A 23,385-nucleotide genomic window follows, 5' to 3' on the forward strand; every position below is an offset into this window, starting at 1 on the left:
TTTTACGAAGAAAGGAGTAGGTTCAGCGAGCAGTAGCGCAGAGGTCCATTTGAATCTGTAGAAGCGGCAGCGTTCGCCTTTGCCCCTGAATTTTCACCTTATAAGGTCTTATATAATCCAAAAAAATCCAGGGGCAACAGCGATCGAAAGATCAAATGGAACGCGGAGCGGCACTCTCAGCTCTATCTACGCTCAACGTAAACCCTGCCCCACTTACAATACTTTTTCTAAGAAACTAATAGTCCGCTCGTTTTTCGGATTACCAAATACCTCTTGTGGCGTTCCTTCTTCTACGATGTAACCACCGTCCATAAACACAACACGGTCGCTTACTTCGCGTGCAAACCCCATCTCATGCGTTACGATCATCATCGTCATGCCTTCACGCGCCAGATCTTTCATTACGCCCAGCACTTCGCCCACCATTTCAGGATCAAGCGCCGAGGTAGGCTCGTCAAACAGCATAATGTCTGGGTTCATGGCTAGCGCACGTGCAATCGCCACACGCTGCTTCTGACCGCCGGAAAGCTGTCCTGGCAGTGCATCTGCCTTATCGGCTAAACCTACACGATCCAGCAGCTTCATAGCCGTTTCCCGAGCCTCTGCCTTGGACTGTTTCCCCAGTTCAGTCGGCGCGAACATAATGTTCTTGAGCACGGTCATATGCGGAAACAGATTGAAATGTTGAAATACCATACCTATATTTTCACGGACTTTGTTAATGTCCACGTTTTTGTCACTCAGGTTGTAGTCATCGACAATGACCTCACCTGCGGTAATTTCTTCAAGCATGTTCATACAACGTAAAAACGTACTTTTCCCCGAACCAGAGGGACCAATGACACACACAACCTCGCCTTCACGTACTTGCATGTCGATGCCCTTTAGCACTTGATTACTACCATAGCTTTTTTTCAGGTTTTTAACGATAATTTTACCCACGGCGAACTCTCCCTTCAAGACGGTTGGAAATTTTGGTCAGGACTGTAATGACGATAAGATACATCACCGCTACTACCAGCCAAATATCAAAGGATTGGAATGTCCGCGCAATAATGATCTTACCCGATTGGGTCAATTCGACCAGACCGATGACAGACAAAATGGACGTATCCTTCAACGTAATAACCAACTGATTGATAAACGACGGGATCATGATTTTCACAGCTTGTGGCAAAATGATTTTAAGCATAGCCGTGCGATATGGTAGACCAAGCGAACGAGCTGCTTCCATTTGTCCCGGATCAATGGACTGAATACCACCACGAATAATCTCAGTTACATACGCACCCGCATTCAGGGATAGCGTCAATACAGCCGCAACAAAAAGCGGCATTTTGAAATCCAGTGCCTGTGGAATACCAAAGTAAATAAAGAAAGCAAGCACGATCAGCGGAATACCGCGGAATATATCGACGAAAACAGTAGCAATACCACGGAACACCTTGTTATGACTTACTTTCATAAAGCCAAACACCAACCCTAGGATAAAGGCTACGAGTAAAGATACAAGTGTGTACAGCAACGTATTTCCCATGCCTTTAATCAGCGAAGGCAGCGAAGCGGAAATCAATCCCCAGCGGCTGGTCTCTACAGGCGCCACACCTTTGCCCGATTCGCCAAGGTATTTAGCCAAAATTTTATCGTATTCTCCGCTATTGCGCAGATTAACAAGCCCTGCATTAAATTTCTCCAGCAACTCCTGGTTCTTGCCTTGGTTAACAGCAAACCCGTAAGAAGCACCTTTTTCCTTATCTGTTACCAGCTTAAGGCCGTTATTCTGGTTTACACCGTATGCCAATACCGGATAGTCATCAAAGCAGGCAACCGAATTACCTGTTTTAACTTCATCATACATTTGAGAAGAATCGTCGAACGGTACTGTAGTAAAACCATATTTGGCCTTAATGGATTCTGCGAATGTGTAACCTTCCGTTCCTGTTTTGACAGCGACACGCTGTCCTTTCAAGTCCTCATAGCGTTTAACCGTATCATTATCCTTGCGGACCGCCATGACGACGCCTGAATCAAAATAAGGCTCGGAAAAATCAAATTTCCGCTTGCGTTCATCGGTAATACTCATCCCGGCAATGACGCCATCCACTTGATTCGTTTCAAGAGCCTGCACTGCCGCGTTAAAGCCAAGAGGCTTAATGGTATATTCAAAATTCTGATCCTTGGCAATAGCCGCCAGCAAATCCATATCGATTCCCACAAATTTTCCATCTACATCTTCAAACTCAAAAGGCGCGAACGTTGTATCCGTGCCGATATCATACTTTGTTTTATTTTCTGCATGTGCCACTACACCTAAATTACCGGCCAGGGCAACCACAAAAAACAAACAAATCATGAGTGCTATTAGTTTTCTAGATTTTTGCATAATTTCCTCCAGTCAGTTGAACGGTTCAAAGTTTTCTGTTTATTCTACAGGAGTTATTAAAAATTGACTACTTTGATGTCAGGTATTTTTGAAAAACGTTTCATGGAACTATCTGGATGTGAAAACTTTGAAGAGTCCCAGAATGCCAATAAGCCCCTGCCGCAAAAAGCGGACGGAAGCTTATTGTGTATTCTATAGTGTGTACCTTTTTTTCAAGAAATAATAATGAACTAGAAAAGAATTTTGAAAATCAATCCAGATAATAGCGCAGAAATCGGTATCGTTATCACCCAAGTAATAATAATTCGACCGGCCAGCGACCAACGCACAGCGGAAAAGCGCTTCGCAGAACCCACACCCAAAATAGCCGAAGTAATGGCATGAGTGGTACTTACGGGCAAATGAAGCAATGTAGCTGTGAAAATAACAGAGGCTCCCGAAATGTCAGCTGCGAATCCGTTAATTGGCTCGATTTTAAAAATCTTGGTTCCCATCGTCTTGATGATTTTCCAGCCCCCGATAGACGTACCCAGCGCCATGGCTGTTGCGGCTGAAATTTTTACCCACATGGGTACTTCCAAATGGTCCTGATACCCCGCTGAAACGAGTGCGAATGTAATAATCCCCATCGCCTTTTGAGCATCATTCGTACCATGCGTGAACGACTGAAGCGCTGCTGTAATGACCTGCATTGTACGAAACCCTTTGTTCACCGTATGCGGACTACGATGAGCGAAGATGTATTTTAAAATCATCATCACGATGTAACCGACAACAAAAGCAATCAACGGGGAGAAAATAAGTCCTTCGACAATCCCGATGAAGCCGCTCCAGTTTAATTTATCCGATCCAGCACCTACATACACCGCTCCAGCCAATGCACCAATCAATGCATGAGAAGAGGATGAAGGAATACCGAACCACCAGGTTAGAAGGTTCCAGATAATCGCAGCGATCAGCGTCGCAATGACGATATCAATTCCATTCGTAAGCTTGGTTGGATCAGCGACACTTCCACCAATGGTCTTCGCAACCCCTGTAAACAATATTGCCCCGAGAAAATTCATGACCGCAGCCATAATAATCGCACGTCGCGGGGTCAATGCACGGGTCGATACCGAAGTTGCAATTGCATTCGCCGTATCATGAAAACCATTAATAAAATCAAATGCCAGAGCAAGAAAAATAACAATACCCAATACCAATAAACTTGTATCCATGTAAAAGGACTCCCTTACGAGTTACGCATAATGATGGATTCCAGCATATTTGCAACATCCTCGCATGAATCCGTTGTCGTTTCAAGGCGTTCGTACAATTCTTTGCGTTTAATCAGTTCAATAGGGTCAGTTACAGTTGCAAACAGGTTTTTGATGCAAATACGCAATAATTCATCCCCTTGATTTTCCAAATCATTCAGGCGAATAGTGTATTCACGAATGGCCAGCAATTTTTTCTGTGAAAGCAAATGTACAGCTTTCTGAATTTCGTAAGCTGATTGACGCAAAATATCAGCGAACTGCACAATATACTCGTCCGGCTCCGTAATGTTGTACATATAAAAACGAGAAGCCGTCGCTTCAAGACCGTCCAACACATCATCCATGGTTGTTGTCAGTTCCATGATGTCGTCGCGTTCCAACGGCGTAATGAAGGTCTTGTTCAGCTCAGTAATAATCGTGTGTGTGTAATCATCACACTTATTTTCATACTTCTTCATTTCATTTGTAAACAAAGTCACATCTTGAAGATTTGAAGTATGTTGGGCAAAATAATCGGCTGCTTGCACGATCGTATCTGCCATATTTTCCAACGTCTCGAAGAATATATCCTTTTTCTTCAATCTCATAACGATTACCCCTTTACGAAAATATCCGCAACCTGTTTCGACTGCAATAGACAACCTTTGCTATCTTATCACACTCATCAATGTTTTTGTAATGTTTGTAAAAGCAAATTTCATGATATACGTATACAGTGCCCGACATGGAAGGTCATTATCCGACATTTTTTCCCTAAAAAGGTGTATTTCGTTTTCTAATTTGCTTCTATGGTTACATGTTCTTTTAGTGAAGTATCTGCAGGTACCACATGTATATAGGATGTACCTGGCGTTAACGGGATTTCAATCCCATTTTTCATAAAACGAATCGCATCGCCTGGTGTATGTTGCCACTCAGCCTGTATTAACTGTCCTTGTTGAAACACCATGGCCTCTCCGCTGCCGTCCAGCTCAACACTTAATCTGCCTACATCATCCAACGTTCGATGTCTAGCGCTCATCACAATGACATTGGCTGCTGAGAGCTGTTGGTTATTATTTTGATCCACATGTGACTTTTCGTTCACAAAACGCTTATATTGTTGAGCCGCTGGATCATAGGTATAAGATACCCGATAGCTTTTAAGCAAAAACCGGATTTGCAAAGATGCTGCTGTCTCGTCTACCATAACTGGAGTTTCACCGGATTTAAGGTAAGAATATACGGGAACGTCCGTCTGCTTGGCATACCCTTTACTATCGCTTCCTTTGCGCAGTCTGTTCACGTCTGTGTATAAATTATGCGGAGGACGACGATCTTTGCTTCGCCAGAAGTAAGCCCCTCCATTTGAAATCTCATCCAAATGTTCCTTCCGCTGCTGCTGTAAAATCGCATAGGCATCTGTGCTTCCCCCTGCGTGTATCGGCAACGCACCATAGGTTTCGCCCAGCTCAATCAAATACGGCCGAATGCTACGGACCGGTCCGATCTTGACATCTCCACCATGACTTTGGAAAAAAGCGACCAGACGGGTAATCCCACCTTCTGCAAGAACTTCATATACCATATCTGCCTGGCTAAGTCCTGCCTGTGGACGTGCAGCCGGAGCATTATTAATCATGACAGCGAGCGGTCGCTCCAAAACTGGCTGCTCCACGGGAAGACCGGTGAGCGGAGCTGTAAATGCCGGAATAGACTGCTCCTTAGGCGGTTCAAGTGCCTCCTTCTCTGTTTCTTGCTTGGTCGGTTGGGGAACGGATTCAGATTCACCCGTATTGGACATAGCAGAACAAGACATCAGCGTCATGCATAACAGAGCTGAGGCCATCACACGCAACCAATGATTTCGTTGGGAAATGGGCCCGGACAAGTTCATCCCTCCACTTAGTTATTTTTCTCATTATAAGCTTTATTTCCTGTTTTTGTCTTGATTGAAGCGTGACCACTCTATAGAATACTTATCTGAAGACATTAAAATTTTAAAAATATTCAGACTTTGTGATTTTTATCACAAATAAGTGTAACTGAACCTACTACAATAAAGGTGTAGCAAAGATGATCATCCCAACAAAATGAAATACAACCAACATTATAGATTAAGAAAGAGGAGTGGTTTGAATGTTTAACAGCTGGTTACGTGAAAACAAAGTCGCAATGTGGTTGCTGACTGTAGTACGGGTTTATCTAGGGTATGAATGGATGACCCACGGACTTGAAAAGCTGACAGGTGGATTTGATGCAGGCGGATTTATCTCGGGGGCCATTGCTAAAACAGGTGGAGACCATCCCGCTGTACAAGGCTGGTGGGGATCGTTCCTGGAAGCCTTTGCCCTGCCGAATGTAGGTTTATTCAACGTCCTGATCCCATTGGGTGAGTTCTTGGTTGGGGTTGGCCTGCTTCTCGGTACATTGACTACACTGGCTGCTTTGATGGCCATGGTTATGAACTTCTCGTTCCTGTTCTCGGGTACAGTAAGCACCAATGCAATCTACCTGTTGTTTGAAATCTTCCTTGTAGTTGCTGGTGCAAATGCCGGAAGAATTGGCTTTGACCGTTGGGTACTGCCCTTCCTGCGTGGACTGTTTCGTAAAAATAAAGATACCTTTCCAACGGACCCTAGTCGAAAAATAGCTTAAGCATCTCAAAAATAACCGTTATCCTCCGGGATAATGGTTATTTTTTTGCGCTGCTATGCTCACGATACATTTACCCTATACACTACAGTTACATCAAAGAACGTAATGGAGGGTTATATCATGAAAAAAATTACCAAAGCCTATCTCATGCTCGCAGCAGTAACTTTCACAGTACAGACTATGGGATTGGGATATACGACATCAGCCAAAGCGGCGACGTCTACTACAACATCTCAGACAGAAAGTGTACAACATATCTCCAAGACCTTCGAGCAACTACTACGCCAACCCGGCAAGCTACCTCAGGCATTCACTTATTTGCAAAAGCATATTCAATCCATTCCAGTCTCTCAAGCTACCATCATGGTGCTTCATCTGGAAAATGCGCAGAACCAGCAATTGGATTCCTATGCAAAGACCTTCTACCCGGCCTCTGTTCAAACCAAAATAAATCAAATCTATAAACCCGGTGATTCGTTCACAAATGTAATCAGCCGTTCAAGCGATGCGAACCTGAAAAAGTTGCTAACTCAAACAAGAGATGCCGGCTACAAACTTGAAACAGCAGAAGGCATGTATTACCCAGTCATTAACTATGAAAAATATAAAGTATTCGGGAAGCACACCACGGCAGATATCCGCAGCTATATTGACATCATGGCGATGGAATCCGGACAGGCGGCTACCAAGGATGCCGCACTCCTTATCGGCTATCAACAGTTAGCCGGACGAGTGCTGGCACAGGAAGCATTTTTAAACCAATACCCACATTCCAACCGTACACAAGCTATAAAAAAATTGCACGATCTGTACTTCTTCTATACTTTCTATGGCACGAACAATACGCCATTATTCGATTATAATACCGGGAATATTCATCCGAATGCCAAAAAAGGGTATCAATTCGTCGTTCAACGTAATATGGATTCGAAGAGTACCTACATTCAAAAGCTGAAAGCATTTATGACACTGTTGGATCAAAATGGAGATCAGCGTACTACGCAGGTATCCACCTGGCTAAAAAAGAACGTGCCTTCTAATTAATCGAAGACGAAAAATACACAAAAGAACTTCCATTCCCACACAGCATGTGGATTCGGAAGTTCTTTTTTTACATTTACGTATCACTTTCTTGACCAAATGCCCAACAATTGAGACTCAACGAGCCAAGGACATACGACTGAAAAAGCTTATGCGCGGAGCGCTCATGATCCGCAGCTCCCATCGCATAAAACAAAGGTGAAAAATGCTCTATTCCATAAGAAGGTACCGCCTGTTTGGCATATGGAGCCTTCTTGTCATATTGGAATAAGTGACGTAAATTCCAGTCTTGAAGCTGCTGTGCAATCCAGTCATCATATTGAACGGCCCAATCGGCTGGCTCACTCGTCTGCTTGAGTGTCCGCAAGTTGTGGACCAATCCGCCGCTACCGATAATCAAAATCCCTTGTTCTCGCAATGGCGCCAGCATCCGTCCAATCTCGTATTGCTCTTGAGGAGCGCGCCGAGAATCAATAGATAACGGTACGACCGGTATGTCCGCATCAGGATATATATGCCGCAAAACCACCCATGCTCCATGATCCAGTCCCCGGTTCCGAACCGGCTGGTGGAACAAGTTATGCTGACTGAACAGATGCTCTATCTCCTCATACAGCTTTGGATCGCCTGGTGCAGGGTAATCGATTGAGTACATTTCTTCAGGAAAGCCATAGAAATCGTGCAACGCTGCATGCTGATCATCCGCGCCAATACATTGATCGGGGCTATCCCAATGCGCGGAAAAAATGACAATTCCTTTGGGTCGGGGCAGGCTCGCGCCCAGCTTTGCAAGAAAGCTGGTATATGCGTTATTTTCTACAGCCAGTGTCGGTGAACCATGCGCAACAAAAATTGAGGGTAATGTCATCGCTGCCAACCTCCACACGCCAGTATAGTGTTACTCTTCCATTTTACTCCGGCGGAGGCGCAATTTCCAATACAATCCGTTACACACTGAAATCAGATCATCCAGTGCTGCCAATCACGTTGAATATTTTCCTGTTCATCCAGCCATTCAAGCGTCCGATCAATGAGCCGTTGCCGCTCTTTACCTGAAGAGAAAGTGTGATCTCCCTGGAAAATAATCTCTTTATCACAGCGTCCCTCTGGACGCATCCAGAATATCTTTTGAAACAGAAATGCATAATCCACAGGAATAATATCATCCGAGGTGCCATGCACCACGAGCACATCCCCGTTAAATTTAACGGCCTCCTGGAACGGCTGAAATTGAGCTAATGACTCAAAATAAGCAGGCGTAAACTTATAGCCCAAATAATCGGCATGACCGGTTTTAACAGACTCATCGTACACGCTTCGCTCCGTAATTTTAACGATGTCGTTGAACGGATAGCCCACTGCTGACCAAAGAACCAGATTTTGCACTCTCTTGTCCCGTACGGCTGTGAGAAGGGCAACCGCGCCCCCCAAACTGTGTCCGATCAGCGTCACCTTGGTCGGGTCAATGTCCGCACAATTGACGGCGTAATCCAACACGGTACGTGTCTGATTAATCATCGACTCGAGCCCCTGCTTGCCGTATTCACCTGTGCTTTCCCCACAACCGGCAAAATCAAAGCGCAGGACAAAGTATCCCCCTTCAGCCAGTTCACGCGCAGTCTTGACGAATAATCGATCTACTCCGATACGATTGCCTACAAAACCGTGACATATAACAACAAGGGGAACCCGTCTCTGACGATCTCCCTCATTTGTACGGTTTGGATAATGAATTGTTGCGGCCAGTTCTTCATGTTCAAAGCGAATTCCAATTTGCCGTTCCATCCTGATTCCCCCTGTTTCGAGCTTCACTACACATTTATGAATTCAAACTCATATAGTTACGTGGAATATCCATCCAGGATATTAATTCACTTTAATTCCGATAAGTTTAATAAGTTTTATAGTAAAGTCAGTCTATCATCGCCCTGCTTCCTTGTCAACCTGTCAGTCCACATCGTTAAAAAAGTAAACAAATAGCGCTCCCCGATGCGATTCCGGAGAACGCTATACTACACTTATTAGCGTAAATCCACTACATTAAAGTAGACATTCGTTATTCGTAGCTGTTCCTGAACATTTGGTGGGTCTCCGTTCGTCCCTCCCACTCCAGTTTACAAGAAGCGTCGGTATTTTCATCCTCATGCCACAGGCTGCGGTAGTTCTGTGCACCCAGTTCACCCGCAAATTCTGTATCCTCAGCCACTTCGATATCGTCCAGTATACGGTACGTTGGAGATGATCCTTGAACGCTCCGGTGACTCACATTTGTAGACGAGGCCCCCCCGCTATTCCCGTTCGAAGCGTTTGCCAGTCGTTTTTGAACTGAATAATCTGCCTGGTTCTCCAGTTTCATGATGCCACACCCTCTTAACGTTTATATTCAGGTTGCTCTATGTGCTCACCCTGTATCCAGTTTGAGGAGAATGCAGCGGTAATATACATTTTATAGATAAAGTCTTTTGCCATCCGACGCTTCCTCACGTATACTGTCTTTGTTACGAAATGGCGATTCCATCAGCCCGGGATACGCTTATAAAGCAGGAGGAAGAAATGAATAAAGCAAAAAATTATACGCTTATTGCATGGATTGCCTTGTCTATGTTTTTCTTGACACAGGCAATTATCGGATGGTTTGTCACCTTTACAGGTGGGGATATCAAACCCTTTGAAAAAATCAGCCTTTCCACCCTCATCATCATCGCCGCAGGAGCCATTCTACTTGTTGAAGCCCTGATGAATTTTATGGACCGTCCCGAAGAAGGCGAGGAGACACAACAGCCAGACCATGCCCCTGTAAAGCCCCAGATGAACCTTAAATCCATCTTGATGTATGTTGTGTTAGTTGTCGTGATTCTTGTCGCCGGACTAGCGCTGCGCAGTGTACTGCCGGTATTCAGGATCTCACCTTGGGTAAATTTAATTCTCGCCGCCATCGGCTTTATTGGACTCAAACCGATTTTTCTGCGTAAAAAACGTTCATAGCCCGCAATTCTCATTAAATGGAGCTGCCTCATTTGGGATCATAGCAGCTCCTTTTCATTTTGATCAGGCAACCGACTTACAGCTTGGGTGTGCGCCAAAAAGCCGTATTCCTGGCCTGCAAGAAGCTGCATAGGGGAATACGGCTTGATATACTTAGAACTTATTTGGAAAATAGTTGTTCTGCATTATCCAGTGCAATTTTGTGTCCCATCGCGGAATAGTCCAGCCAAGGCTGTCCGTCCAACATGTAGACATGTCCTTGCTTCACCGCTTTGAGACCTTGCCATACTGTATTTCCTTCCAGCTGCTTGTATACCTTTTGGGCATCCGCGCCTTTACTGATGATAACAAGGATCGCATCGGCATCATAATCCGGTAAAACCTCTTGGGAAACAACCTGATAAGCCTTGTTAATCTTTTCTACACCTTTGGCTGGCTTCAAGCCCAAGTCCTGATACAACAGCGGTCCTACCGGACGCTTCATCCCCATAACACGAACCTCTTTCGCCGTCACACGTACAGCCATAACCGTTCCATCCCCAATTTTTGAATGAATCAGCTTTTTGACTCGTTCCCTCTGTGTATCATAATCTTTTAGAAATGCTTCTGCCTGTGCTTCATGTTTGACCATAACGGCTATTTTTTTCAATTGATCCTTCCATGTGCCTTCATCCAGATCAAAAACTTCGGTCGGCGCAATTTTTTCAAACTTGGCGACATCGGTTCCCGAATATTTTTGGTCGAGAAAAATATGATCAGGTTGAAGCTCCAGTACCGCTTCCATATCCGGGTCAGTGACAACACCTAGCTTACGGGTATTTTGAAGACGATCTTTCACATGCGGCAGAAAATCCTTCACATCTCCGCCAATGACCGAACCAGCCGGAGTTATGCCCAATGCCAGCAGGTTGTTCGTTAAATGAATAGACATCGAAGCAATACGCGAATCCGCACTAATGGTTGTCTGCGCACTGCCAGCCGCTTTCGTATCGGCAGTCTGTTTGTCGGCTGCTTGTCCGCAAGCGGACAGCATGATCATGCATATAACAAGACTTGTGACCACCCATGAACGTTTAAAACCTGAACCCTCAAATTTGTGTTTTCTCATGTTTATTCTCTCCTATGCTATAGAAACTCTACATTATAATGATCAATATAAAAGGCTTCTTCTGTCATTTTGTTCGGGACAACAGGAATAAAAAATACGGAGCTCCTACCACAGCAACCACCACACCTGCGGGAATGGCATTCGGCTGAAACACCGAACGCCCAATCGTATCGGCGGTGACCAAAATGACGACCCCGACCAAACAGGCTACTGGCAGCAAATGCTGGTACATCGGCCCAACCAGACGGCGAGCCAGATGAGGCGCAATCAGCCCAATAAAACCGATGCCTCCGGCCATGGATACGCTGGCACTGGATAGAGCCACGGCTGCGCCCAGCAGTAATAGGCGCTGGCGCTTCACACTTGTGCCGATTCCAGCTGCGGTCTCGTCGCCCAACGACAGGTTGTTCAGACTGCGCGTCTGCGACAGAACGTAGGGTAATACAATGACTATCCAAGGCAGCAAAGCTGCTGCATGTATCCAGTCCCGGCCCCAAACGCTGCCAGCCAACCAACGTGCGGTAAATGCGTACGTATCCTCATCCAGCCGCAACGACCAATACAGCGTTATGGCGCTAAGGCCCGAGGCTACACCGATGCCGGACAAAATCAGGCGCACTGGCACGATTCCTCTGTTGCGGCTATAGGACAACAAAACAATCAGCACGGCCGCAATGACACCTCCCGCAAAGGTAAACAAGGGGATCAGGACGGCTGCCGATCCGTCCAAGTCGCGAAAAAAGCTAACGAACATCACCAGCCCCAACGCAGCCCCTGCATGAAGACCGAGCACTCCCGGATCAGCAAGTGCGTTCCGTGACAAGCCTTGCATGACCGCCCCGGCTGCGCCTAGTCCCGCTCCAGCCAGCACCGTTACAACGATACGCGGCAAACGATATTCGAACAGAACGATATGATCACGTCCGCTGCCACCGCCAAACAACGTATCCAGCACGCGTAGCGGTGGAATACGAATCGTTCCGGTATTCAAACCCAAAACAAGGACGGCAAAGCTGATTCCCGCCAATACCAAACAGACTAGCCAAGCCTTTTTCGTTCTTGTGTCCCCAATCCCTAAAGAGCGACTCACTATAAATCCCTCCTTTCCTTACGGGCGAGAAAGAGGAAAAAGGGTACTCCGATAAAAGACACCATAATTCCAATAGCTAGCTCCTCCGGCGGATTTGCCATTCTCGCTCCCAAATCTGCCAGCACCAGTAGCACGGCTCCCAATAACGCAGACAGCGGCACGATCTGGCGATAATCCACACCGATCAGCTTGCGAGCGATATGTGGGATAACCAATCCTACAAAGCCGATGGCTCCGGCAGCCGATACAGAGAGTCCGGCCAGTACCACTACAGTCAGCAGACCCAAAAGTCGGATACGCCTGAGATTCAACCCAAGGTTTAACGCCACCTCATCGCCCATCGAAATCAGCGAAATGGAACGTGCCAGCCCCATAGACCAGGCGATTACAATAAGCAAAATCGGTGCAAGAATCTCAAGCTGCGACCATTTGATCCCGGCTACACCACCCGCATACCAGAAGGCTAAATCCTGACTTAGATCAAAATAAATTGCAATCCCCGAAGTCATGGAACCTAACAAGGCAGCCGTCACAGCTCCAGACACCGTCAGTCTCATAGGTGTCAATCCACCGGGCGCAGATGCTCCCAGACCAAATACCAGTAAGGTACTCATCAGCGCCCCCAGAAACGACAATACAATTAATGTCCCATAAGGAAGGTCAGGAAAAAAGGCAAAACTCACAGCAACTACAAACATCGCTCCTGCGTTAATACCCAGCACTCCTGTATCTCCCAGCGGGTTGCGTGTAATACCCTGAATCAGAGAGCCTGCCACCGCCAGCGCAGCTCCAATAACAGCTGCACCGAGTACACGCGGCAATCTCAGCTCATGAATGATCTGATGTGTCATTAACGAACGATCATAGTGAAATACTGCTGACCACACGGTGCTTACGGTCAAGTCCTTGGCTCCGAGAGAAATGGCGGCGAATATGGCCAAAGCCAACAATACAGCCGAAGCTGTGAACAACAACGCCTGCCGAATCCTACCCGCTCGAAGCACTGGACGTGCTGTTATGACTACTTCAGGAACTGCCCTCTCTGTCAGAGCTGTATGTTTGTCCATGCTGTCTTTAGACTGCATTTGGTGAGGTCACTCCCTCCGTACCTGAAAATCATCACGTCTCTCATAACGATAATGATAATTATTATCAACTTGATACATAATAGCATGTTTCTATGACATTGCAAGCCAAAAACTGTTCCCCCTGAGGAGGAACAGTTTTTGAATATATCTATGTGAGATCGCTATACGGATGACTCCAAGCAACCCTCTGTTTAGTACGTAGGCCAACCTGCCGAATCCCATTTCAAATCACTAATCAGAAGCTTTGGATTTCCGCCATCAGTGGCATCATAGGCATGACGTGCAATCACACTGTTGTTATAGACAGATTGTCCACCCGGCCCCTTCCAACGGTCATTCCCCGCATCCAGTATCGTTCCGCCGCCGTCCATCAGATTTTTACCACTCTTGTCCACATACGGTCCAGTAATACTAGTAGAGCGACCGTAAATAATCTTATAATTACTGTCTACGCCTTTGCAGCAGTTATCAATGGAAGCAAACAGATAATAATAGCCGTCGCGGTATGTAACATGTGGCGCTTCCAAACCACCAGCCGTACGCTTGGCGATAGAATAGATCTGGCCCGTAGGCTTCATCGTATTCTTGTCCAATCTAGTCACTTTCAAGCCTGAATTCCATGAACCAAAGGAAAGCCACGGGTTACCGGAAGCGTCAATGACGAGATTCGGGTCGATAGCATTATAATCGTTAGCATCCGTCGTACGCAGCACGAGTCCATCATCTCTCCAGCTCCCCGCGCCAATGCTCGTTGCGGAAGCCAGTCCGATAGCCGAGGTCCGGGCACCAAAAGTAGAAATGGAATAGTACAGCCATACCCGTCCATTATACTTTTGAGCATCCGGTGCCCATACATCGTTAGTCTTTTGCTTAGGTACATACGATTTCCACCATGATGGCGGCGACAGGAATATTTGCGGCAATCTGTAAAAATTGCGTCCGTCATCCGATCTTTGAACCTGTATCCCCTGTCCTGTGGAGAAAATATACCATGCGTTGCCTTCCTTCGTAATGGACGGATCATGCACTGCCACATCACCAGTTAACGCCCAGTGCTCTGCGGATGCAGATGGCATCACTGACAGCATTAAAGCAGCCGAGATTATGGCAGCAAACGCCGTTCGGGTCAATTTACTCCGTACTGATTTTTTCCATGCTTTCAACATTCTTTCGCACCTCCGAATGAGTTTCTTAACATGAAATTCAGGTGACACACCTATTACATTAGTGTTTATACTTATGAAGTTACACATATATTAACCTATCACATTCAGTTTTGTAAACGCTTTATTTCAAATAAAAAGAAATTCATAAACTACGCATTATACATACAAAAAAGAGCCCGTAGGCTCCTTTTCAAATTAGCATATTAAATAGATTTTCGTTTTTGTTCAGTTCTGTATATTTAAGCCCCTTGCGGTTCATTCGTTCAATTAAAGGAAGATAGTCTTCCTTGTGGAACAACTCAATGCCGACCAGAGCTGGTCCATTTTCCTTATCATTCTTTTTCGTATATTCAAACCTAGTAATATCATCGTCCGGTCCAAGCACATCCTGTAGAAACTCACGCAGTGCCCCAGCTCTTTGCGGGAAATTCACCATAAAATAATGCTTCAGTCCTTCGTAAATTAGGGACCGTTCCTTAATCTCCTGCATTCGATCTATATCGTTGTTACCACCGCTGACGATACAGACAACCGTTTTGCCTTGAATCTGCTCGCGATACAGATCAAGTGCTGCAACAGGCAATGAACCCGCAGGCTCCACAACAATCGCATTTTCATTATACAGCTCCAGAATCGCGGTACATGCTTTGCCTTCTGGTACCTTCACAATATCGTCCAAGGTATGTTTACAAATATCGTACGTCAGCTGACCCACACGCTTCACCGCAGCTCCGTCAACAAACTTGTCTATTTGATCCAGTGTAACCACCTTGTGCAGACGCATCGCTTCCGTCATCGACGCCGCGCCGAGGGGCTCCACGCCAATTACCTTGGTGGACGGACTCACGGTTTTAACATACGTACCTACGCCTGCCGCCAAACCGCCGCCGCCAATCGTTACGAACACATAGTCCATAGGTGTATCTAGGCTCTCCATCACTTCCATCGCGATCGTACCATTGCCTGCAATAATTTTCGGCTGATCGAACGGATGGATGAAAGTCATTGCCTGCTCGCTACACACCTTCATGGCCTCATCATAAGCATCGTCAAACGTATCTCCGGTCAAAATGACCTCGACACTGTTTCCGCCAAAGCGACGAACCTGCTTCACCTTCTGATTAGGTGTTGTACTCGGCATAAATATTTTACCGTGGATACCAAGTGCATTACATGAAAAAGCCACACCTTGCGCATGATTCCCTGCACTCGCACACACGATGCCTTTTTCCATTTGTTCGGGTGTCAAGCTACGGATCATGTTGTAAGCTCCACGGATTTTAAAGGACCGCACAACTTGGAGATCCTCTCTTTTCAGATACACATTACAGTTATATTTGGCCGATAGGACGGCATCCCTCTGTAAAGGTGTACGTACAATCACCTCACGCAGCATATGATGCGCCCGTACAATATCCTCCATGCCAACGGTTGACGCCATGGTCGGGTCAGTTTTCTGGGTTTCTGTTGGTTCCATAGGTTCTCCACGCTCCGCCTGAATATTTCTGTATTGAGCATTTTGCATAAATCCTAAGAGCGATTTCAAATCAACAATATATAGATCGAAACGGTTTAGTTCGTCTATATATTGTACTTTTGAGCGTTAGGAATCGAATTATGCAAAGTGCTGTATTTGAAATCTTTCAAATATCATACCACGTTTACCCATAGCTTGTGCAGATAATAGCATGAAAATGAGAATGAAAATCAATCGAATCTAAAAAAGGCAGACCGGGACAATGCCCGATCAGCCTTTTCTGACGTTGCACATTTCTTGTATTCAATGGCTCCATTTAATACCTTTCCGATTATCCTTTTACTCCGCCTGCCGTCATCCCTTCAATAAAGTAACGCTGGAAGAACAGAAACACGACGAGAATCGGTAAAATAGCCAAAACGGATCCCGCGATCAGCACATCATAATTGTTGCCATATGGCGTCAGCAGGCTGGACAAGCCAATTGGCAGTGTCAGCATGTCGTTGGTACGCAATACGATCATCGGCCACAGGAAGTTATTCCAACTGTTCATTGCCTGCAAAATAGCCATTGCAGCAAATGCAGGCGCCATCAGAGGCATCATAATCCGTACGAAAATGCCATATTCTGAACAGCCATCAACCCGCGCAGCATCCATAAAGTCCTTGGGAACTCCACTCAAATATTGACGGAAGAAAAAGATCGGAATCGGCGCGACGACGAATGGTAGAATTACACCCCATACTGTATTAATCAGCTTCATGCCGATCATTAGCTTGTAGAGCGGCAGCATGATAATTTCTACCGGAATCATCATCACGACCAGCACCAGTGTAAAAATCACATTTTTCAATCTAAAACGGTACATCTCCAGACCGTAGCCCACCATCGCGGACAATATCAGACATAACACCGTAAACAAGACGGTAATGACAATACTGTTCCAGTACCATTGAAAATAATCCGTCGTTCCCTGAAAGATAAACGCATAGTTTTTCAGAGACATGATACCCCACTCCAGCTTAAGATTTAAGCCGTAGCGCAACAGCTCCGTCGATGGCTTAAACGAGGCAAGCGTCACGGCAAATAGCGGAAACAGGGCAAATCCGGCAAACAGAATGAACAGGACAACGAGTAATGCGGATAACGAGCCTTTTTGTTTCTGAGCCATCGCTTAATCCTCCTTCCGGAACATGCCGAAAAATTTGAGCTGGATCAGGTTCAGCACGAGTGTAAATACGAGCAACACAATGCCCACCGCAGCTCCGAAGCCCATACTGTTCTGCTCCAGACCTTGGCGATAGAGATAGCCAACAATCGTTAAACCAATATCGTTCGGGGAGTTATTTCCGTTCCACAACATGTAGCTTTCCGTGAACATGGATAACCCCGCATAAATGCTAATCGTAAATACGTAGATCGTCACTGGTTTCAGCATAGGAATCGTAATCCGCCAAAATGAATCGAAACGACTGGCTCCATCAATCTGCGCAGCTTCATACAACTCGGGAGGAATGTTTTGAAGTCCCGACATGTAGTACAGCATATTCACACCCAGCCATCTCCATAATGCCAGCACGATCAACGCTAAAAATCCGGTGTTGGCGTTCATCAGCCATTTATACGGCTCCAAACCGAAGACCCCCAACAGGGAGTTCATCAGCGAACCATCCAATTCCCCGAACATGAGACGGAAGATCGTTCCTGCTACCACCACCGAGGTAAGTGCAGGGATAAACATCACGGAGCGAAATAACCCTCTGCCCGGCATTTTAGGCGAATTCAGCAATACTGCCAATACCAGCGGCAGAGGAATCAGCACGACCAGTGTAAGCAGCGTGTACAGGACGCTATTTAATATCGCCTTTCCAAACGTAGGATTGATTAAGTCCTTATAATTTTCCAGTCCAACATAAGTTGTTATCCCTGGCAGGACTTCCTGGAAGCTCATAATGACCGTCGAGATGACCGGATAGGCAAAAAATAGCGCAAAGGACAGTAAAAATGGAAGGACAAACACATACGGTGCCGTACGGCTGGAATGAATAAAGCGACTCCATCTACTTCTGGTCGGACGCTGAGGTTGTGGCGGCTGACCTGTCGGTACATTAGCGTTCGTATGAACGGGCGTTGCCATGAATCTCACTCCCTTTCCTGTTGGGGTCTATCTCAGTTCATCTGCCAGCTCATGTAGCACCGTGGCTGGATCTTCGCCATTCTGCAGTGTCCGATAAAGTATTTTATTGCGCACAGCACTGGCGATATCAGGCGTTTTCGGACCGATATGCACCGCATTGATTTCATCTTTGACTTCGATGAGCGTGTCAAAAATATTCGTTCCGAAATACTCCGTAAATTTATTCTTAGCTTTGGCTTCCGGCATCGTCCACACTTCACTACGGATGGGATCAAAACCAAGCTGCTTCCAGATCTCCACATTCCCTTGCTTGGATAGCTTGGCAAAGGCCAGAAAACGCATCGCCAAATCCTGGTGCTTCGATTGGTTTGTGACTACCGTTCCGGTTCCGCCCATACCCGCTGAGCGAAAACCGCCTTTTTCCCACGCTGGCATAGGTCTGATGATAATTTTACCTTTGAGGTCAGGCATGTAATCCGTAAAACGTCCCATGTACCACATCGGCATCCACACCGAAGCGGCCCCGCCTTTGTTCATAAACCCGTAGTATTCCTCCATGTGATGCCCGCCGCCCGGTGCGGGAGTAGCGATCTTGTCTTTTATCATCTGTTGGAGAAACTCGAGTGTTTTAATATTGGTTTCGTTATCCAGCGTCAACTCGCCCTTGTCATCCAGAAAATCTGAATTTTGCTGGGAGATCATCGGCCAATAGCTCCACAGGTCATTCGTTTCTAAAGTCGCCATCGGCTTGCCTGTTTTCGCCAGTACTTGCTTGCCTGCAGCAGCATAGTCTGCCCAGGTGACGATGGAATCCGGGTTTACCCCCGCCTGATCCATAATCTCTTTATTGTAATACATCACTTCGGCCCCAACGTGGAAATCAATGCCGTAATATTTACCGTCTTTGCCGTAAATCTGTACTCTGGAAGGTACAATGTTATTGATCTCGGGGTCAATTACTGGATTGAGCGGGACCAGTTGCGGTATCCCTTTGAGGAAATTACCGATCTTGTTCACCTCGATATCCGCGATATCCGGCGCTCCCACCCCCGATTGCAGCGCAATCGACAGCTTGCTGTGATGGTTGTCATAAGGAAATGTATTCGCTTTCAAATTAATCAATTCATCAGGGTGCTGTTGGTTCCATTGGTCAGCCATTTGCAGAAAAAACTTCTCATGCAGTTCATTGAACGTCCATAATACAAGTTCTGTTCCCGGCCCATCCTTTTCATCGTTCTTGAAAGAACAGCCTTGCAGCAGTCCAGCCATCAAAACCACCGCCATAAGCATCAAAGCCATGCTTTTTCTTCGCAGCAGCATTTCCTTCCCCCTTCGCATGATGAAATCCTAATTCATAAATGATTGCGCTTTCTTTTATTATTTAACATCAATACAAATTAGTTTACAACAACATTATTTATAAAATTTTTATTTTCAACGAAGATTAGCGTCTCCACTGCATTATAGGGGGCAAATGAATTGAATGCGGTTATGATGATTTTTGCATAAAAAAGAGGCCCCACCCGGATTAAAACTCGAAGTTGGGCCTCTCTATTTTTACTACTCTTGGGAATGAGCTGCTTCGTCCTTCACTTCTTCGCGAAATGATCTAATACTTTCTTTACGACGATTATTTTTTTCTTCGATCTGCTGACGCTCCTCGTTGCTGATTTCAGAGGAAAATTCGTTTAGATATCCTTCAGCTTCATGCAGGTTCTGCTGTGTGTTCTGAATACTTTGTTGCAAATGTTCAACATTATCGGCTCGATTATCCGGTTTTGCCATTGGTTTGACGCCTCCTAATCATAGAATCGCTCACGGGAGCGCTAAACCGTAGCTTGATCGTTATCGAGTTATTTTATACATTAAAATGCTTTCCAAACCATTGGCCTGCGGCGGCAACTTCAGTACGGGTCAATTGATGACCATTGCGTTCCCAATATGCTTCCACCTGTGCTCCGGCCCCCTCCAATAATGCTTGCAGCTCCCGGGATTCCGAAGCCGGAACAATCGGGTCATTTTCACCGGAAGATAGAAATACAGGGACACCGTTCAATTCTGGCAGTTGCAGCCCGCGCAACGGCACCATTGCATGGTGGAGAATGGCCCCACGCAGCGCTTTTGCATCGTGAAAGAGCATGCTGGCGGCTATGTTTGCACCATTGGAATAGCCAAGAGCCACAACGTTATTACGGTCAAAATCGTATTGCTCTGCAGCTGTGTCCACAAATTCGCTCAGTTCTTTGGTACGAAATACGAGATCCTCAATGTCGAATACTCCTTCTGCCAAACGGCGAAAGAAACGCGGCATCCCATTTTCCAGCACATTTCCTCTCACGCCTAACACAGAAGCTCCCGGTGCTACCATCTCAGCCAAAGGTATCAGGTCTTGTTCGTTCCCGCCTGTACCATGCAACAGCAAAATAACCGGGGCTTGCGGATGATTTCCTTTACGAAATACGTGTTTCATTTATATTTCCTCCTCTATTTTCTTCTTTAAATTAAGATTCTTATTTTTAGTATAAATTAATTATATCCAACTTCGCAACCTTTTACAAACCTAATTAGTCTGATCCAAATCTTTTTTCTAAAATGATGCCTTGTTCCATTGACATGCAGTATAGCTCTATTTTATTATGGTGTTAGATATTTAGAATATTATCTAAATATCTAAAGGAGGAAATGTATTTTGAACGATGCCTTTAAAGCTTTGGCTGATCCGACCCGGCGTACAATCTTACAGCTTTTAAAGGAGAAAAGTATGAGCGCAGGCGAAGTGGCTGAACATTTTCAAATTAGTAAGCCCAGCATCTCCCATCATCTCAATATCCTGAAGCAGGCTGGGTTGGTGCTGGATGAACGACAGGGGCAAAACATTATCTACACCCTGCATACAACGGTTGTAGCGGATGTCATCGGTTGGATGTTCAGTATCGCCCACTCTGATACCCCTGCCAAGAAAAATGTGAATCATATTAAGGATGCGGAGGAATCTGAATGAAATTGCGAACACCTTGGAGCTTGACGGATGTTTTGACGACTTTGATTGCCTTATCACCTGCTATAGGAGCTTTACTGCTGTATGACCGGCTTCCCGATGTGCTGGCCTCTCATTTTAGCTTTGACAATACAGCAGACGGGTATATGAGCAAAAGTGGTTCTATTATCATGCTCGTGCTGTTGGGTCTAGTACCGCTGGTCATTCGATTAGCCCGCCACATGGACCCCAACCGAGCAAATTATGAGAAATTTTCAAAAGCCTATGAAGTTACGCGTATAGGTACTTCCCTGATCCTCGCTATAGCTGGTTGGGGAATGCTGCTGTATAACCTGAACATACGACTGCAAATGAATACTATAATTTTGGGGATAATAGGCCTGCTGCTGATGGTGATGGGTAATTTTCTGACTCAGGTACAGCCGAACTATACCTTTGGTATCCGCACGCCTTGGACTCTGTCTAACCCCGAGGTGTGGCGTAAAACGCACCGTTTCGGCGGACCTATGATGATGCTCGGTGGTGCTTCCGGCTTGGTAGCGGCATGGGTCGATGGAGTGGCGGGGACGGTCATTTTTCTCACCGGGCTGGTTATATCCGTTACCTCTCCTGTACTCTATTCTCTGTTGTTGTATCGTAAGCTAAACCAGTAAGCACAAAACCAAACCTGAACCTAAAAAAGGAACCTCCCAATCCACGATAAACGTAGAATGGAAGGTTCTTTGTACATTTAATCTTTAATATTAGAACAACAGCTTATCGGGATGCGTGCCTACACGCTCATCAAGATGAAGACCATTGATTCGTTCAATATCCTCAGCCGTCAACTCAAAATCGAATAAATCAGCATTTTCGCGAATACGATGTGCGGTTACAGATTTGGGAATCGTCACAATCCCCCGATCCAGATGCCAACGCAAAATAACCTGCGAAGAGGTTTTACCGTATTTGGCAGCAATCTCAACGATGTCCGCTTGCTCGGTTAATTTCCCCTTCATCAGCGGACTCCACGATTCAAGCTGAATCTGGTGCTCCCGACAGTATTGATGCAGCTCTTGTTGTGTCAGACGCGGATGAAGCTCCACTTGGTTGATGACAGGAACCATGTTGCTGTCTTTGAGGAGGTCTTCGAGATGGTGAACTTGGAAGTTACTAACTCCGATAGCGCGTACGCTTCCTTCTTCATACAGTCGTTCGAATGCCTTCCAGGTTTCCTTGTACTTATCCTTACCAGGCCAATGAATGAGATACAGATCAATGATATCCAGACCCAGCCGCTTACGGCTTTCCTCAAAGGCACGCAGTGTTGAATCGTAGCCCTGATCCTGATTCCACAGCTTGGTGGTTACAAACAAATTTTCTCTAGCCGCTCCACTATCACGAATGGCTTGTCCAACCAGTTCCTCGTTGCCGTAGATCGCCGCTGTATCAATGTGACGGTAACCGACCTCAATAGCTGTTTTAACCGCTTCGTACACCTCATTGCCTTCCGCCTTGTAAGTACCAAAACCAAGCCAAGGCATCTGAACTCCGTTATTCAGTACAGTTGTATCCGCAATGTTCCCCATGTCTATTCCTCCTGTTCCTGATTATGAATTATCCAACGGGATGATTACAGTTTAGTTGCATCCTGAAAAGCATTCACTTGAAGCGGAGCAGCCAACAATTCTTTAGCCGCGGCAACAAATGCCTGGAAATGGGCAGAATTATTATGGAAATCTACAGCAGCAGCATCTTTCCACTCTTCAACCATCGTAAATGCGTTGGGATCATTCAGATCTTGCATTAACGTGTAACGTACATTGCCTTCTTCAGCTTGGGATGCGCTGACCAGCCCTTGGGTTTGTTGCAGAAAAGTCTCTCTTTTTTCAGGTAAAACTTTCATATCGGCATGAATAATAATCATATTATGTTCCTCCTCGTATTATGTAACTATTTCTATTATAGACCATTCTTTCGACAGAATAAAAGTGCGGGCGTTTCTGTAATACAGTAAAATGGATCATATGGAGG

Annotated in this window: 25 protein-coding genes; 5 read left to right on the forward strand and 20 right to left on the reverse strand. The window is 45.8% G+C overall.

Annotated features, from left to right (window positions below):
* Positions 1-213: 213 nt before the first annotated feature.
* The 5 genes from AC5ELV_RS19160 to AC5ELV_RS19180 all read right to left on the reverse strand — a co-directional run bounded on the left by AC5ELV_RS19160 (position 214) and on the right by AC5ELV_RS19180 (position 5,515).
* A complete protein-coding gene (locus AC5ELV_RS19160) occupies positions 214-942 on the reverse strand; it encodes an amino acid ABC transporter ATP-binding protein (protein WP_061830844.1) in 729 nt (242 codons plus the stop codon).
* Entirely contained in the window at positions 935-2,383 is a 1,449-nt protein-coding gene (locus tag AC5ELV_RS19165) for an amino acid ABC transporter substrate-binding protein/permease (protein ID WP_493431446.1), read from the reverse strand. The genes AC5ELV_RS19160 and AC5ELV_RS19165 overlap by 8 nt, the downstream gene beginning before the upstream one ends.
* A gap of 230 nt (positions 2,384-2,613) precedes the next feature.
* Entirely contained in the window at positions 2,614-3,603 is a 990-nt protein-coding gene (locus AC5ELV_RS19170) for an inorganic phosphate transporter (protein ID WP_493431447.1), read from the reverse strand.
* A gap of 14 nt (positions 3,604-3,617) precedes the next feature.
* Positions 3,618-4,232 carry a DUF47 domain-containing protein gene (locus AC5ELV_RS19175; RefSeq protein WP_007428879.1) on the reverse strand — a complete coding sequence of 205 codons (615 nt, stop codon included), beginning with the start codon at positions 4,230-4,232 and terminating at the stop codon, positions 3,618-3,620.
* 188 nt (positions 4,233-4,420) lie between these two features.
* Positions 4,421-5,515 carry a DUF3048 domain-containing protein gene (locus AC5ELV_RS19180; protein WP_493431448.1) on the reverse strand — a complete coding sequence of 365 codons (1,095 nt, stop codon included), beginning with the start codon at positions 5,513-5,515 and terminating at the stop codon, positions 4,421-4,423.
* A gap of 248 nt (positions 5,516-5,763) precedes the next feature.
* Here AC5ELV_RS19180 and AC5ELV_RS19185 point away from each other — a divergent pair, with 248 nt between their 5' ends.
* Both AC5ELV_RS19185 and AC5ELV_RS19190 read left to right on the forward strand, forming a co-directional pair.
* Complete coding sequence (locus AC5ELV_RS19185; RefSeq protein ID WP_493431449.1) at positions 5,764-6,282, forward strand: DoxX family membrane protein; 519 nt, start codon at positions 5,764-5,766, stop codon at positions 6,280-6,282.
* Between the two features lie 120 nt (positions 6,283-6,402).
* Positions 6,403-7,326, forward strand: coding sequence for a hypothetical protein (locus AC5ELV_RS19190; protein WP_493431450.1), 924 nt, complete (start codon positions 6,403-6,405; stop codon positions 7,324-7,326).
* A gap of 73 nt (positions 7,327-7,399) precedes the next feature.
* Here AC5ELV_RS19190 and AC5ELV_RS19195 read toward each other — a convergent pair whose 3' ends face one another.
* The 3 genes from AC5ELV_RS19195 to AC5ELV_RS19205 form a co-directional block, all read right to left on the reverse strand.
* Positions 7,400-8,191, reverse strand: a complete 792-nt coding sequence (locus AC5ELV_RS19195; protein WP_023987081.1) for a dioxygenase family protein — start codon at positions 8,189-8,191, stop codon at positions 7,400-7,402.
* A gap of 92 nt (positions 8,192-8,283) precedes the next feature.
* Positions 8,284-9,108 (reverse strand): alpha/beta hydrolase, encoded by an 825-nt coding sequence (locus tag AC5ELV_RS19200; RefSeq protein ID WP_068938549.1) that lies wholly within the window; start codon positions 9,106-9,108, stop codon positions 8,284-8,286.
* Positions 9,109-9,379: 271 nt separating this feature from the next.
* Positions 9,380-9,679, reverse strand: a complete 300-nt coding sequence (locus tag AC5ELV_RS19205) for a hypothetical protein (protein ID WP_493431451.1) — start codon at positions 9,677-9,679, stop codon at positions 9,380-9,382.
* Positions 9,680-9,876: 197 nt separating this feature from the next.
* Here AC5ELV_RS19205 and AC5ELV_RS19210 point away from each other — a divergent pair, with 197 nt between their 5' ends.
* On the forward strand, positions 9,877-10,308 hold the full coding sequence (locus AC5ELV_RS19210; RefSeq protein WP_013308831.1) for a hypothetical protein: 432 nt from the start codon (positions 9,877-9,879) through the stop codon (positions 10,306-10,308).
* A gap of 160 nt (positions 10,309-10,468) precedes the next feature.
* Here the strand turns inward: AC5ELV_RS19210 and AC5ELV_RS19215 are convergent, their stop codons facing one another.
* The 10 genes from AC5ELV_RS19215 to AC5ELV_RS19260 all read right to left on the reverse strand — a co-directional run bounded on the left by AC5ELV_RS19215 (position 10,469) and on the right by AC5ELV_RS19260 (position 20,844).
* Positions 10,469-11,416: an ABC transporter substrate-binding protein gene (locus AC5ELV_RS19215; protein WP_493431452.1), complete on the reverse strand. Its 948-nt coding sequence runs from the start codon at positions 11,414-11,416 to the stop codon at positions 10,469-10,471.
* Between the two features lie 64 nt (positions 11,417-11,480).
* A complete protein-coding gene (locus AC5ELV_RS19220) occupies positions 11,481-12,506 on the reverse strand; it encodes a FecCD family ABC transporter permease (protein WP_493431453.1) in 1,026 nt (341 codons plus the stop codon).
* Positions 12,506-13,573 (reverse strand): FecCD family ABC transporter permease, encoded by a 1,068-nt coding sequence (locus AC5ELV_RS19225; protein WP_493431483.1) that lies wholly within the window; start codon positions 13,571-13,573, stop codon positions 12,506-12,508. The genes AC5ELV_RS19220 and AC5ELV_RS19225 overlap by 1 nt, the downstream gene beginning before the upstream one ends.
* 212 nt (positions 13,574-13,785) lie before the next feature.
* The gene (gene abnA / locus AC5ELV_RS19230) at positions 13,786-14,760 is read right to left on the reverse strand and encodes an arabinan endo-1,5-alpha-L-arabinosidase AbnA (protein ID WP_493431454.1); all 975 of its coding nucleotides are present in this window, start codon (positions 14,758-14,760) and stop codon (positions 13,786-13,788) included.
* A gap of 190 nt (positions 14,761-14,950) precedes the next feature.
* On the reverse strand, positions 14,951-16,237 hold the full coding sequence (ilvA, locus tag AC5ELV_RS19235) for a threonine ammonia-lyase IlvA (RefSeq protein WP_209943589.1): 1,287 nt from the start codon (positions 16,235-16,237) through the stop codon (positions 14,951-14,953).
* A gap of 331 nt (positions 16,238-16,568) precedes the next feature.
* The gene (locus AC5ELV_RS19240) at positions 16,569-17,408 is read right to left on the reverse strand and encodes a carbohydrate ABC transporter permease (RefSeq protein WP_023987072.1); all 840 of its coding nucleotides are present in this window, start codon (positions 17,406-17,408) and stop codon (positions 16,569-16,571) included.
* Positions 17,409-17,411: 3 nt separating this feature from the next.
* Entirely contained in the window at positions 17,412-18,374 is a 963-nt protein-coding gene (locus tag AC5ELV_RS19245; protein WP_023987071.1) for a carbohydrate ABC transporter permease, read from the reverse strand.
* 27 nt (positions 18,375-18,401) lie between these two features.
* Complete coding sequence (locus AC5ELV_RS19250) at positions 18,402-19,694, reverse strand: ABC transporter substrate-binding protein (RefSeq protein ID WP_307354017.1); 1,293 nt, start codon at positions 19,692-19,694, stop codon at positions 18,402-18,404.
* 240 nt (positions 19,695-19,934) lie between these two features.
* Positions 19,935-20,159, reverse strand: coding sequence for a small acid-soluble spore protein Tlp (gene tlp, locus AC5ELV_RS19255; protein ID WP_250243226.1), 225 nt, complete (start codon positions 20,157-20,159; stop codon positions 19,935-19,937).
* 73 nt (positions 20,160-20,232) lie between these two features.
* A complete protein-coding gene (locus AC5ELV_RS19260) occupies positions 20,233-20,844 on the reverse strand; it encodes an alpha/beta hydrolase (RefSeq protein ID WP_493431455.1) in 612 nt (203 codons plus the stop codon).
* Positions 20,845-21,063: 219 nt separating this feature from the next.
* Here AC5ELV_RS19260 and AC5ELV_RS19265 point away from each other — a divergent pair, with 219 nt between their 5' ends.
* Positions 21,064-21,375 (forward strand): autorepressor SdpR family transcription factor, encoded by a 312-nt coding sequence (locus tag AC5ELV_RS19265; RefSeq protein ID WP_061830867.1) that lies wholly within the window; start codon positions 21,064-21,066, stop codon positions 21,373-21,375.
* Positions 21,372-22,025 (forward strand): SdpI family protein, encoded by a 654-nt coding sequence (locus tag AC5ELV_RS19270; RefSeq protein WP_493431456.1) that lies wholly within the window; start codon positions 21,372-21,374, stop codon positions 22,023-22,025. Before AC5ELV_RS19265 ends, AC5ELV_RS19270 begins: the two co-directional genes overlap by 4 nt.
* Before the next feature lie 90 nt (positions 22,026-22,115).
* Here AC5ELV_RS19270 and AC5ELV_RS19275 read toward each other — a convergent pair whose 3' ends face one another.
* Together AC5ELV_RS19275 and AC5ELV_RS19280 are read right to left on the reverse strand one after the other, a co-directional pair.
* Positions 22,116-22,940, reverse strand: a complete 825-nt coding sequence (locus AC5ELV_RS19275) for an aldo/keto reductase (RefSeq protein WP_023987067.1) — start codon at positions 22,938-22,940, stop codon at positions 22,116-22,118.
* Between the two features lie 44 nt (positions 22,941-22,984).
* Positions 22,985-23,278: a putative quinol monooxygenase gene (locus AC5ELV_RS19280; RefSeq protein ID WP_493431457.1), complete on the reverse strand. Its 294-nt coding sequence runs from the start codon at positions 23,276-23,278 to the stop codon at positions 22,985-22,987.
* Between the last annotated feature and the right edge of the window lie 107 nt (positions 23,279-23,385).

It is taken from the genome of Paenibacillus sp. NMA1017 (assembly GCF_058895805.1).

Bases quoted from the DNA above. Each gene is read 5' to 3' on its own strand.
- AC5ELV_RS19275 (WP_023987067.1), bottom strand. From the start codon at position 22,940: ATGGGGAACATTGCGGATACAACTGTACTGAATAACGGAGTTCAGATG.
- AC5ELV_RS19270 (WP_493431456.1), top strand. From the start codon at position 21,372: ATGAAATTGCGAACACCTTGGAGCTTGACGGATGTTTTGACGACTTTG.
- ilvA (WP_209943589.1), bottom strand. From the start codon at position 16,237: ATGGAACCAACAGAAACCCAGAAAACTGACCCGACCATGGCGTCAACC.
- AC5ELV_RS19240 (WP_023987072.1), bottom strand. From the start codon at position 17,408: ATGGCTCAGAAACAAAAAGGCTCGTTATCCGCATTACTCGTTGTCCTG.
- AC5ELV_RS19260 (WP_493431455.1), bottom strand. From the start codon at position 20,844: ATGAAACACGTATTTCGTAAAGGAAATCATCCGCAAGCCCCGGTTATT.
- AC5ELV_RS19190 (WP_493431450.1), top strand. From the start codon at position 6,403: ATGAAAAAAATTACCAAAGCCTATCTCATGCTCGCAGCAGTAACTTTC.
- AC5ELV_RS19210 (WP_013308831.1), top strand. From the start codon at position 9,877: ATGAATAAAGCAAAAAATTATACGCTTATTGCATGGATTGCCTTGTCT.
- AC5ELV_RS19170 (WP_493431447.1), bottom strand. From the start codon at position 3,603: ATGGATACAAGTTTATTGGTATTGGGTATTGTTATTTTTCTTGCTCTG.
- AC5ELV_RS19185 (WP_493431449.1), top strand. From the start codon at position 5,764: ATGTTTAACAGCTGGTTACGTGAAAACAAAGTCGCAATGTGGTTGCTG.
- AC5ELV_RS19205 (WP_493431451.1), bottom strand. From the start codon at position 9,679: ATGAAACTGGAGAACCAGGCAGATTATTCAGTTCAAAAACGACTGGCA.
- AC5ELV_RS19200 (WP_068938549.1), bottom strand. From the start codon at position 9,108: ATGGAACGGCAAATTGGAATTCGCTTTGAACATGAAGAACTGGCCGCA.
- AC5ELV_RS19245 (WP_023987071.1), bottom strand. From the start codon at position 18,374: ATGGCAACGCCCGTTCATACGAACGCTAATGTACCGACAGGTCAGCCG.
- AC5ELV_RS19225 (WP_493431483.1), bottom strand. From the start codon at position 13,573: ATGGACAAACATACAGCTCTGACAGAGAGGGCAGTTCCTGAAGTAGTC.
- tlp (WP_250243226.1), bottom strand. From the start codon at position 20,159: ATGGCAAAACCGGATAATCGAGCCGATAATGTTGAACATTTGCAACAA.
- AC5ELV_RS19165 (WP_493431446.1), bottom strand. From the start codon at position 2,383: ATGCAAAAATCTAGAAAACTAATAGCACTCATGATTTGTTTGTTTTTT.
- AC5ELV_RS19175 (WP_007428879.1), bottom strand. From the start codon at position 4,232: ATGAGATTGAAGAAAAAGGATATATTCTTCGAGACGTTGGAAAATATG.
- AC5ELV_RS19215 (WP_493431452.1), bottom strand. From the start codon at position 11,416: ATGAGAAAACACAAATTTGAGGGTTCAGGTTTTAAACGTTCATGGGTG.
- abnA (WP_493431454.1), bottom strand. From the start codon at position 14,760: ATGTTGAAAGCATGGAAAAAATCAGTACGGAGTAAATTGACCCGAACG.
- AC5ELV_RS19195 (WP_023987081.1), bottom strand. From the start codon at position 8,191: ATGACATTACCCTCAATTTTTGTTGCGCATGGTTCACCGACACTGGCT.
- AC5ELV_RS19280 (WP_493431457.1), bottom strand. From the start codon at position 23,278: ATGATTATTATTCATGCCGATATGAAAGTTTTACCTGAAAAAAGAGAG.
- AC5ELV_RS19250 (WP_307354017.1), bottom strand. From the start codon at position 19,694: ATGCTGCTGCGAAGAAAAAGCATGGCTTTGATGCTTATGGCGGTGGTT.